The following is an 11,239-nucleotide window of genomic DNA, read 5'->3' as shown; positions in this document are numbered from 1 at the left end:
ATGAGCTGACAGTCTGTGCGACTCCGGAAGAATTTCTGTCAGAGGCGCTGGAACAGCATGAGTGGGACATCATTCTGATGTCGATTATGTCACCTGATCCGCAAACCGCTTTCGACCATTTTGAGCAGATTCGACAGAAGCACCTGGATACGCCCGTCGTAGGTGCATGTCCGACCCAGGGCACCTTTCATGTGGCCCGCTTCCTGACGGCGGGCATGCGGGCATATATTATCCGCGACGAAGGTGGTGACTTCATGTTTCTGATGGAAACCACTTTGCAGAGCGTGGTAGATTCTGTCCGTGCGGAACGCGAACGTTTTGTCGCGGAACGTCTGCGGGAAGAAGTGGAATCTGTCCGCAAGCTTCAGGAATCAATTATTCCTACAAACCTGATCTCACCTGACCGGTTTGATGTCACTGCGCGGTATGAATCGTCGCAGATCCGGGTGTTCGGTGGTCAGCCGGTGACGTTAGCGGGAGGAGATTACTACGATGTCTTTATGCTCGACGATGACAATCTGGTATTGCTGGTCGGCGATGCATCAGGACATGGCATGAAAGCCTGCATGTCGATCATGACCATGCATACGCTGGTGGGAATGATTCGCTCCAACAAATATCTGGATACGGCAGCCTTCGTGAAGGATGTGAATAATCGTTTGTGTGACCAGGCGATCGTGAATGATGACGGCGGGTTTATCACGCTGCTGTATGGAATCCTGAATTCCAAAACGAATGAATTCCAATGGACGTCCGCCGGGGCTCCGATTCCGATGATTCACGAACTGGAAACCAATCAGGTTTGCGAACTGGGAACGCTCGATGACGGGGGCCTGCCGCTGGGTATTGTACCTGATGCAGACTATGATATTCACACTTCCGTTGTCCCACCTGACAGCCGACTGCTGATCTTTACCGATGGCCTGGCAGAGGCGTTTCCCGGTGAGAAAGAGACATTCGGCGAATTTGGCATTCCCGGCATCATGCAGTCCTTGCAGGCTTCGCGAAGCGCGAGTCTGGAAGAGTCGCTCGAAAACCTGTTTCGCGACTCCAATGCTTTTACGGACGGATCGGGCAGACACGATGATACCTCAGTTGTATTATTAGAGCGAAAAAACTAGAGTCCCTGTGTTAACTTACAACGAACTGACAGGATAAGTTTGTCTGGTTTTAATGCAGGATTTTCGGTTTATGGCAGCAGATGCAGAATTGAATCTCTCGTTTATCGAGAAAAAACTGGGGACCGTCGGGCGTATTGCTTACTATGCAGCTCTGGTCGGGCTGTATAGCCTGATCCCATTGATCAAGAATGATTTAGGGGCAGTCGCCGGTGGATTTTTAGAAAGTCTTGGCTTACACCCCGAGCAAATTGTCGAGATCGAAGAGTTTGGTGACTTCTCATCGAATCTACATGGAATCATCGGACTTGTACTGGGGTTGCTCTTGGTTTTTCGGACGAACAGTTCTTACTCCCGCTGGTGGGAAGCCCGTAAGCTGTGGGGGCGCCTGGTCAATGTGACCCGGAACATGGCGATCAAGTTTCGGGAATTCACCAACTTCAACCGCGATGAACTGCGGGAACTGGCGGGAATTATCGTTGCGTTTCCCGAAGCGCTACGCGATCACCTGCGTGAAGACGATGACTTTGAGATGTTCCCGGAACTCGAACAGATCGATCCACCGCCGCGTCATATTCCAGCATATATCGCAGACCTGATTTACCGTCGTGTGATTGGCTGGAAACGCTCCGGGCTGATTGACGGTGATGAATTGCGGATCATCGATACCGAGGTGCGCGAACTGATGGAGATCTGCGGCGGCTGCGAGCGGATTCGCCGAACGCGGCTTTCCCCTTCCTATCGGCTGTTCGTACGCCACTGTATTACGCTTTACCTGTGTACGCTTCCCTGGGGACTGGTCGAAGAATTTAATTTTTGGACCGTTCCTATGACGGTCATCATGGCTTATTTCATGATCGGGATTGAAGTCATTGCACACTCCGTGGAAGAACCATTCGGTCTGGACGAAGACGACCTCGACCTGGATGGTCTGTGTATTACGATTCGATCCACGGTGAATGAGATTCTGGATCGCTTCGGTAAACAGACAGATAACCCCACCTGAGTCTCGGCCTATCCCGTGACCTGTTCCATGAAGTTGGTATAGGCGTACCAGTCGGGATCGGCTTCTGTGTGGAATTCGATCGGGAGTGGCTCCTGGTCTGCCAGGGCTTCGTTCAATACCTGCAGCGCCAGATCTGCATCGCGCAGATACCATTGCCATTCGCAGATCTGGTTACCCGTAATCAACATCGTCAGGTGTCCCAGGCCTGTTTTGAGCCAGATCTCGACCAGTTGTTCTTCAAACTGGTTCATCTGTTGCTGATCTTCCTGGCCTGGCATGCCTGTTTCATTGGGCGAAGTGTACGACCAGATGATCTCAACACGGGCGGGAAAATCAGCGGTACTGATATCCTGTGGGATCGTCGGCAGCAGGCGAAAGAGGACGGTAAATTCATCCTCCATCGCGGTTGCGGTGAGCCATTCCTGTTCTTGTGGTTCTTCTGTCAATTGACTGACTCCTGTGTTTTGGGCTGCGTCATCAACGAGACGACAATCAGGACAATGAAGCCCAGCGGGATGGTGACGAGTCCTGGTTGACTGAAGGGAACGATGGCGGTTTCAGGATCCCAGCCATAGATGCCTTTGTAAGAATCGGCGCTCATCAGAATCCAGCCCAGGGAGGTAATCATGCCGGTAAAGATGGCGACGGTAATTCCCTGCTTGGTCGTTTTAGGCCAGAAGAGCAGCATCACCAGGGCCGGCAGATTTGCAGACGCAGCCACGCTGAAGGCCCAGCCGACCAGGTAGTTCACATTGAATTTTTCAAACAGGATACCGAGAATAATGGCGATGAGGCCGACGACGACGGATGCGATCTTGGCGACGCGGACTTTGGCGGAATCAGTCATTTCTATTTTCATGAAGCTCGACATCAGGTCGTGCACCACGGCACCGCTGGAGGCGATAATCAGACCACTTACGGTTCCCAGCACCGTAGTAAAGGCAATAGCGGAAATAATCGCGAACAGCCAGTCACCAATACTTTTTGCGAGCAGGGGAGCTGCCATGTTGGAATTGGTCACATCCATGGCGCCACTGGTCATTGCTCCCAGACCCATAAACAGGGTCAAGATATAGAAGTAGCCAATACTGCCGATACCGACGATCGTACTTTTGCGGGCACTGGCCTGATCTTTCACAGTGTAATAGCGAATCAGAATGTGAGGCAGTGATGCGGTTCCACAAAAGAGTGCCAGCATTAATGAGAGGAAGTTGAGTTTCTCGTAGAATTGATCACCGCGGATGCCGGCAAACTTGGGATGGTTACCGGGGCTGAGAACTTTTTCTCCGGAAGTTGGTTTCGGAAAATAAATCGTCAGGGTGGAATCATCCTCTTCTGTAACTGATTCCGATCCCCAGAGGATGATTTCGCTTTCACGAATCGTGCTTAAAAAGCTGGTTATTCCCAGGGGGCCTGTCTCAGTTTTATCACCGGGCAGTTTGCTGATGCGACCAACGGGGTAGAAGTCGGTTTCTCCTTCTCCGGTCCCCTGGGGCAGGCCATTGATGATGACAGCGCCTTGAGATGTGGTCAGTTTGTATTGGGTTTCAGAAAGGAAAAACTGACCTTCTTCGTTTTCGGAAATCTTCCAGTAAGAGGTTTTGCCATCCTGTGTGAGTTGCAGGATTCCTTTTTTTTCCCAGGCTCCCTGCTCCAGGGGAGTGAGTTTGTCTTGGTCGGTCAACTTGAGTTCGTTTTTCCATGTCTGCAGATCATTCGCAGCGACGGGACCGAGGATTTGAAACTGGTGAGTGTTTTTTCCGTCATTGACCGGTTCGGTGGAAAGGCCACGCTGCAGGATCAGGATCGTGAGAATGGTACTGAAGATGACGAGCAGTGAGCCCTTCAGAAACTGCACGTAGGTTGTGCTGACCATGCCTGCGGTCACGACGATCAGGATGACGATTGTCCCGACCATCAGAACACCAACGTAATGCGGGAAACCAAGCAGGGGAGTAATCAGTGCCCCCGCGCCGACCATCTGGGGAATCAGGTAAAAAATACTGACAGCCAGCGTACTGATGGCAGCCGCGAGTTTGATGCCCCGTGATTGAAATTTGCTGTCGAGCGCATCGGCGAACGTAAAACGTCCCATGCGTTTGAGGGGTTCTGCAATCACGAACAGTGCCACGATCCAGCCTGCCAGGTAACCGATGGAATACAGGAATCCATCGTATCCATAAAAGGCAATCATGCCGCAGATGCCGAGAAATGAAGCTGCCGACAGGTAGTCACCCGCGAAGGCAACCCCGTTCACAAACCAGTGGATACCTCCCCCGGCGGCGAAGTATCCTTTCGCAGATTTGGCTTTGGCACCCAGCCAGAAACTGAGGCCGAGGGTCACGGCAACGATGGCGCCGAAGATTAAGACCGCCATCAGAGAGGGTTCATAAATCATGATTTCGCCTCCCCGTTTTCCGTGGTGGGTGAGTCGATTTCATTACGGCACATCCAGCCATAGATCAGGGCAAGCACAAATGCGGCAATAATCAGCATGAAGCCATACACAATGGCCAGGTTCAAACCAGCGACAACGACCAGTTCCATCCTGGCAGGCGAAAACGTATTCAGAAAAACAAATCCGCCATACAGGATGAGATAGACAACAAACAGGATCAGACCCAGTCGCGTATTTCGCGAGATGGTTTCCAGACTCTCCTCTTCCTCAGGCTCATTCGGGCCATGATCAAAACCTGCCATAAGATGTAAACCCTTTAGATGAAACGCTATTTCGGGCAAGATCAGCCAAAGGGCTGGATCTGAATTAATATTTGAACTGACTATTCAACCCTGAATTGATTGGGGAATCAACAGACTTCAGAAGCAGAGGAGCAAAGATATCGAAAATCTGTTGTTTTTAAAGGGGCGAGAGGGAACTTCAATCAGAAAGGTGTCTGTACAAGTCTGAACAGGCAGCGCCTTTCCTCTTTTGACTTCTAAGGAGGAGAACTGAGGATCAGGTGCTTGCGATTGTCGTTCAGTTTCTTCTCACCAATTCCTTTTACGTTCTGCAGGTCGGCGATGGAATGAAAGGGACCATGGGCTTCCCGGTAGGCCACAATCCGTTTTCCCAGCGAAGGACCGATGCCCTCCAGCTGTGCAAACTCGACCCAGGTTGCCCGATTGATATCAACCTGATACTCATAAGACAGCGGTTGCAACTGTTTGATTTCAATGGGTTCTGTTCCCCAATGTGACATCTGAATCAGATGAATCAGCGCAACGATGAGAATTGCAGCGAACAGAATTCCCAGGAAATACTGATCATCCCGTTGCAGCCCGAGAAAGGGGCGAGAGGGGGTTTCGTTGGTTTCCTGGTCCTGTATCAACAGTCGGTACTCGCGTAATGGAATGAATAAAACAACTGAGAAATTCAATTAAGGGAGAATGAAAGCCTTAAAAACGAGGACACTAATTGACCTCACTGTGAATAACACATAGAATAAAAGTGACTGTTCACCAGAAGTATTGCCTGTCCAGGACAGTTTGCATCATCAAGCTTACAGCCACAAAGAATTTATTCCAACGTTGAGGGGGTTCCGTGCGAAATCTTTTACACTGTACGAAAAAAAGTCACATGATCTATACGGTCATCACGTTGGTTTCGATTTCATTGCTCAGTACCGCTTCTGTCTTTGCCCAGCCGAAAGATACGAAAGGCCCTCCTAAGCCCCAGGAGTTGATGCTGACAGCACAGGGGGGCTGGCCCATTGCGATTACGTATTTTGAGTCCAGTAACGCCGCTGATTCCCCGGTAGTAGTACTGTTACATGGCAAGGGGGGCAGCAAACGGGTCTGGGATCAGAATTTCGCGCCGATCCTGCAGCAGAATGGTTACGCTGTGGTTTCGGTTGATTTTCGAAAGCATGGCAAAAGTCAGTTGACTGCCGCAGATGCAGGTGGCAATCAGAATCAGAAAGGGAATTCCCGGGATAAGCTGTCTGCCTTGGATTACAGAGCCATGGTCGCGCTGGATCTGGAAGCTGTCTGGAAATTTCTTTATGAAGAGCATCAGAAAAAACATTTAAACATGCAGAAGACAGCGATCATCGCTGCGGACATGAGTGTGCCGATTGCACTCAATTACGCTTTGTATGACTGGAGTAAGGTACCCTATGATGATGCGCCCGTGCTGGCTGCGAAAACCCCTAAAGGCCAGTCGGTAAGAGCACTCGTGCTGATCTCACCCGATGCCAGCGTGCCCGGTGTCTCCGCTTCACGCGCTGCCGTGCGGATTAAAGAGCCTTTATTTGGCATCGGCTTTTTCGTCTGCACAGGTGCCGGTGATTCACTCGATCGGGGTTCTGCGAACAAGCTGTATACGCAGTTGACTTCCGCACAGGGCTCTGAAGAGCGAATGTATTTCAAGGAGTATCAGGGTAAGCTGCGAGGCACCGATATGCTTGGTAAGCGACTGGGGCTGGAACTGGATATTCTCAAGTTCCTGGACAAGCATCTGAAGAAACTGCCTGGTGACTGGTCTGATCGACGCCCGCGCTATGACCGGGATGAATAATACCCCATTCCAGATTTGAGGGCACTGGCTGTCAGGCCGCTCTTCTTTGGGGAGTTTCCTCCTGACAGTTGTCCTCGCAGACAGACAGGGATTTCAATTTAATCTTGTCTGACAGCAGCGCCATTTCTGTTCTGATCGAGGTGATTTCGCGTTCTTTCTCTATGAGAAGTGTTTCCAGGCGTGCGATTCGCTTTTCGGGATTGCGTTGCAGGAGTCGGTTGATGACATCCAGCATGAGAGCTGCCCGGTAGAGTTTCATGATCAGGCTCTTTAAGCGAAACATCCGCGCGGACTTTAACAGCCCCGCCATGCGAAATGCCCGCAGGAAAGCAATCATAGGCAGACAGATGACCGCGAGGTCGATCCAGTGTTTGCGACAGTAGTCCACGCGTTTCTGTTCGATCGAGATCATGACGATGAACTCCAGTGTGAATGCAAACCAGATCAGTCCGGTTGCTAACGCAGTGATATCTGCCAGCAGCGGGGTCGCTTCAATCTGTTTCTGCCAGTAATGCTCGACGGCAAACAGGGGCAGAACCAGTAATGCCATGACCAGCATCGGAACGGAAAAAGATTTTCTGACACGTTCCAGAAACGCCTGATTGACTTCCCGCCACGCCAGGACAGGAAACCAGATGGACCGTCCCGTCATTTGATCTCGTGCACAAATTCTGAGGGGGGGAGCCAGACAGTACAGCAGATTAAATTTCCAGCGGGGGCTTCCCAGTGCAATGTGGGTAACGGCTTCCGCGACAAAGCAGGGGTAGAGCAGGAACAGACACCAGTTGCAGATGTCCAGCGCGATTCCCGGTGAATCCAGATTGAAGAGATGGAGCGTGCCTGCGAAAAAAGCGAGAAACAGAATGGAGCAGCAGAACATCGGGGCAGCTGCAAACTGATCGACTTTTTTAGTATAGCGATTCATGGTTCTCATCACTGCAAATGGGGAAGTACAAGAAGTCCTGTCCCAATGAAAACGTCAGCCAGGGCGAGGGTTTATATTGAATATCGGCAAGAGCGTCTATTCAGAATAACCCGACCAGTCTGCCAGCTGAAAAAACTGCTCAATCAATATGATGACATTCAGGGGCTGTTAAAATCAGTGTAAATGATGTTTTAATTTAGCTGTTCGGTACAGGTTAGCCGAATATCTTGCCTGTTTTGATAATTGTCACGCGAAGTGAGAAATTTTTGTAGAAATGATGTCGTAATTGTTACAAAGAACGAGAGAGGGTGTTGCGTAAATGATTTTGTGTGTTCTATTAATATGATCGTAAGTTGTTGTGAATAAGTTTCTTAGTGTGTTGTTGTGGGATGTGTTTTCTCTGATTGGCACGGCGCGTGCATAAGTGATTTATTACCACGATGTGGTTTAAATGATAACAGAAACTCGTCTTTTCAAATGTGGAGAAATCTCAATGAAACGTTTCATGATGACTTTAGCAATTTGCGCCGCGGCTGTTGTAATGCTGTCTGGCGACTCTCAGGCCGCCGAAACTCAGACCGCTTTTTTTCAACCTCGTCCCGGTGGTGTGGTTGATGTGATTACCTCACCGTTTCGTGCGTTGACCCGACCGGTCAGCTATCGGACTGCTCAACAGACGTACCGTCCCGCATATGGTCAACCCTCTTATGGTAACACGAATTGTGTGAACGGAGTCTGTTACCCCACCAGTAATTATTCCAGTTACAGCAGCCCTTGTGCTTCTGGGAACTGTGGGGCAGGCATGGCATGTCCCGGTGGTAACTGTGGCACTGGATACAGTAATGTAAACTGTCCTGGTGGAAACTGTAACATGCCTCAGTATCGCTATCCTACCCAGAATTACTCAGGGTATCGTGGAACAGGTTCTTACGGAACACAGCAATACCCGGCTTACCGTCCGGTCACCCAGCCTGTATACCGCACTTCTGTTCCGGTATCCACTAACTCCATCCGAAACGATCCCTTTTTCCCTTAAGAGTATCGGTATATTACTGGAAAACTGGTTCGAAACTACAGGATGAAAAATGTGGTTAAACAAACACTGAGCTGCTGGAAAGTTCCAGCAGCTCAGTTGTCATTTTTGGGAAATTGTTCTGGGGAATGTTGTTTTACTTGTTACACTATCTACAGCTGTCAGTTAATTTATGTATAAACTGAGTATTGGTTGAATAAAATACAACACAACCTTTCTTTCGATCATAGCTTCGTGTTCCTGCAGATTCAGAGGTTCTGGATTTCAGGAAAAAAAAGAATGATCAATCACAGGCAGGGACGTCGAAGTATAGAATTAGGGATAATGGTTAAAATTTGATGGTGGTTACCTCTGTCCGTTGGCATGCAGGCGACCGCTGTTTGTAAATAATTTAGAGATATAATACTGAGTTGAACGGAAAGTTCTGGTTTCTTTTTCTGGTGCTCAGAAGAAGACTCCGACATTTTCCTGTGAATCGTTCGACGCAGTGATGAAGAGGAACAGGTCAGTAATGGGTCGCGAATTGGTACACTCACTCAGCTCCCCGATTCATTCCATGCATACATTTTCCTACGGCGCGGTGCCGCAGGACAACGGGGTGCTTTTTTCCGTTTACAGTCGATCAGCCACTTCAATGTGGCTCCTGCTGTATAATCACGTTGATGATACCGAGCCTTCGGAAGTCATCCGTTTCAACCAGGAATATGGACGCCTGGGAGATATCTGGACTGCGTTCATTTCAGGAATTGGTCCAGGTCAGCTTTACCATTTCCAGGCAGATGGTCCCTTTCAGCCGGAAATCGGTCAGCGGTTTGATAAACGGGCGCGACTGATTGACCCCTACGCCAAAGCACTGGCAGGGAATTTTCAGCCCTCACTCGATGGTATTGTGCGGCCTCCCAAGTGTGTCGTCGTCGATGATCAGTTTGACTGGCAGGGGGATCGGCACGTCCGACATCACCTGGCGGACACTGTCATTTATGAAATGCATGTGCGTGGTTTTACCAACTCACCATCGAGCGGAGTAGAGCATCCAGGTACTTATCTGGGGGTCATTGAAAAGATACCCTATCTGATCGATCTGGGAGTCACCGCGGTTGAGTTGATGCCGATTCACGAGTTCCCCATGAATGAGGCCGATGGGACGTTTACCGACCATCAGAACTACTGGGGATATGAAACACTGGCTTTCTTTGCGCCGCACCGTGGTTTTGCAACGAATTCAGAACCAGGCGCACAGGTCCGGGAATTCAAAGAGATGGTACGGGCGTTGCATGAGGCTGGTATCGAAGTCATCCTGGATGTGGTATTCAATCATACGGCAGAAGGGAATGAGCACGGTCCCACGCTCTCATTCCGTGGCCTGGAGAATCAGGTTTATTATCACCTGGATCAGGGTGGTAAATACTATAAAAACTATTCGGGTTGTGGAAATGCGATCAACGGGAACCATCCGGTTGTCCGGGAAATGATCTTCCATTGTCTGCGGCACTGGACCTGTAATTATCATATAGACGGTTTCCGTTTCGATCTGGCTTCGATTCTGAGCCGCGATCGTAGTGGTAATCTTGTTCCCAGTCCTCCCCTGGTGGAGGCCATCGCAGAGGATCCGTTGCTCGCAGATACCAAGCTGATTGCTGAAGCCTGGGATGCTGCCGGCGCTTATCAGGTCGGTTCATTTTCTCACATTCGCTGGGCGGAATGGAATGGTCGTTACCGGGATGATATTCGTCGATTCTGGCGAGGCGATGTTCCTACGCTGGGAGATTATGCGACTCGCATTTCAGGTTCGAGCGATCTCTACCAGAAAACCGAACGCGAGCCATTTCATGGTGTCAACTTTATTACCGCGCATGACGGATTTACGCTGAATGACCTGGTGAGCTACGAGCACAAACACAATTATGCCAACCGCGAAGATAATCAGGATGGCGAAAATAACAACATCAGCATGAATTTCGGCGTGGAAGGTCCCACTGATGATCCTGCCATCATCGGGATGCGTGAGCGACAGATCAAAAATATGCTGGCGACGCTCTTTTTGAGCCAGGGCGTTCCGATGCTGCTCTCTGGTGATGAATGCCGCCGAACTCAACGGGGAAATAACAATACCTATTGCCAGGATAACGCCATATCATGGTTTGACTGGTCGCTGGTTAAAAAGTACAAGGGGCTGTATCGGTTCTGTAAAGAGCTGATCCATTTCCGACTCTGTGAGCCGACACTGAGGCAACGTAATTTCCTTACCGGTAATTCGGATGGTGTAGAGAAGCTGCCCGATGTCAGCTGGTATAACGTGATGGGACACGCTGTCGACTGGCGGCATGATAAGCACTGCCTGTTATGCATTCTGGGAGCAAGGCATTCTTCACGGCGCGTACGCGATGGTTCTGATCTGATGATCCTGGTCAATTCTTCTCCTGATCCGCAGGCCTTTGAATTGCCGGTGGGAATCAAACCCAAAGAGTGGAACCTGACTATCGATACGTCGGCCCGTTCACCGCTGGATATTTTCCCCAAAAGGGATGGAGCGACGCTGTATCCGCGTGTTGCCGTACTGCCGCCACGTTCGTTGCGTTGTTATGTCCGTCGGGGTGGTCGTAAGCAGACAGGTTGATTTTCAGGTCAACTGCATGATGAC

At 50.1% G+C, this 11,239-nt stretch carries 10 protein-coding genes; 5 read left to right on the top strand and 5 right to left on the bottom strand.

Translation table 11 applies throughout. The annotated features are described in order from the left end of the window. Together AACZ40_RS24980 and AACZ40_RS24975 are read left to right on the top strand one after the other, a co-directional pair. Positions 1–1,121: SpoIIE family protein phosphatase (locus AACZ40_RS24980; RefSeq protein WP_339676279.1), on the top strand; the 1,121-nt coding region annotated here is incomplete at its 5' end. Positions 1,122–1,191: 70 nt separating this feature from the next. Next, positions 1,192–2,124 (top strand): bestrophin family ion channel, encoded by a 933-nt coding sequence (locus AACZ40_RS24975; RefSeq protein ID WP_291170824.1) that lies wholly within the window; start codon positions 1,192–1,194, stop codon positions 2,122–2,124. Positions 2,125–2,132: 8 nt separating this feature from the next. Here AACZ40_RS24975 and AACZ40_RS24970 read toward each other — a convergent pair whose 3' ends face one another. The 4 genes from AACZ40_RS24970 to AACZ40_RS24955 form a co-directional block, all read right to left on the bottom strand. After that, positions 2,133–2,570: a DUF695 domain-containing protein gene (locus tag AACZ40_RS24970; RefSeq protein ID WP_291170825.1), complete on the bottom strand. Its 438-nt coding sequence runs from the start codon at positions 2,568–2,570 to the stop codon at positions 2,133–2,135. Then, on the bottom strand, positions 2,567–4,522 hold the full coding sequence (locus AACZ40_RS24965) for a cation acetate symporter (protein WP_291170826.1): 1,956 nt from the start codon (positions 4,520–4,522) through the stop codon (positions 2,567–2,569). The genes AACZ40_RS24970 and AACZ40_RS24965 overlap by 4 nt, the downstream gene beginning before the upstream one ends. After that, positions 4,519–4,824 (bottom strand): DUF485 domain-containing protein, encoded by a 306-nt coding sequence (locus AACZ40_RS24960; protein ID WP_291170828.1) that lies wholly within the window; start codon positions 4,822–4,824, stop codon positions 4,519–4,521. Before AACZ40_RS24960 ends, AACZ40_RS24965 begins: the two co-directional genes overlap by 4 nt. 236 nt (positions 4,825–5,060) lie before the next feature. After that, a complete protein-coding gene (locus AACZ40_RS24955) occupies positions 5,061–5,453 on the bottom strand; it encodes a helix-hairpin-helix domain-containing protein (protein WP_291170830.1) in 393 nt (130 codons plus the stop codon). Positions 5,454–5,665: 212 nt separating this feature from the next. Here AACZ40_RS24955 and AACZ40_RS24950 point away from each other — a divergent pair, with 212 nt between their 5' ends. Further along, the gene (locus AACZ40_RS24950) at positions 5,666–6,640 is read left to right on the top strand and encodes an alpha/beta fold hydrolase (RefSeq protein WP_291170832.1); all 975 of its coding nucleotides are present in this window, start codon (positions 5,666–5,668) and stop codon (positions 6,638–6,640) included. Between the two features lie 31 nt (positions 6,641–6,671). Here the strand turns inward: AACZ40_RS24950 and AACZ40_RS24945 are convergent, their stop codons facing one another. Beyond that, entirely contained in the window at positions 6,672–7,565 is an 894-nt protein-coding gene (locus AACZ40_RS24945; RefSeq protein ID WP_291170834.1) for a hypothetical protein, read from the bottom strand. 493 nt (positions 7,566–8,058) lie between these two features. Here AACZ40_RS24945 and AACZ40_RS24940 point away from each other — a divergent pair, with 493 nt between their 5' ends. Then, the gene (locus tag AACZ40_RS24940) at positions 8,059–8,601 is read left to right on the top strand and encodes a hypothetical protein (RefSeq protein ID WP_291170836.1); all 543 of its coding nucleotides are present in this window, start codon (positions 8,059–8,061) and stop codon (positions 8,599–8,601) included. A 508-nt stretch (positions 8,602–9,109) separates the two neighbouring features. After that, positions 9,110–11,215 (top strand): glycogen debranching protein GlgX, encoded by a 2,106-nt coding sequence (glgX, locus tag AACZ40_RS24935; RefSeq protein WP_339676272.1) that lies wholly within the window; start codon positions 9,110–9,112, stop codon positions 11,213–11,215. Positions 11,216–11,239 lie beyond the last annotated feature (24 nt).

This window comes from uncultured Gimesia sp. (assembly GCF_963972345.1).
GTDB lineage: Bacteria > Planctomycetota > Planctomycetia > Planctomycetales > Planctomycetaceae > Gimesia.
Note: the sequence above shows the minus strand (reverse complement) of the source record. Positions and strands in the feature narration are given on the sequence as shown.

Bases quoted from the DNA above. Each gene is read 5' to 3' on its own strand.
- AACZ40_RS24975 (WP_291170824.1), top strand. From the start codon at position 1,192: ATGGCAGCAGATGCAGAATTGAATCTCTCGTTTATCGAGAAAAAACTG.
- AACZ40_RS24965 (WP_291170826.1), bottom strand. From the start codon at position 4,522: ATGATTTATGAACCCTCTCTGATGGCGGTCTTAATCTTCGGCGCCATC.
- AACZ40_RS24945 (WP_291170834.1), bottom strand. From the start codon at position 7,565: ATGAATCGCTATACTAAAAAAGTCGATCAGTTTGCAGCTGCCCCGATG.
- glgX (WP_339676272.1), top strand. From the start codon at position 9,110: ATGGGTCGCGAATTGGTACACTCACTCAGCTCCCCGATTCATTCCATG.
- AACZ40_RS24940 (WP_291170836.1), top strand. From the start codon at position 8,059: ATGAAACGTTTCATGATGACTTTAGCAATTTGCGCCGCGGCTGTTGTA.
- AACZ40_RS24960 (WP_291170828.1), bottom strand. From the start codon at position 4,824: ATGGCAGGTTTTGATCATGGCCCGAATGAGCCTGAGGAAGAGGAGAGT.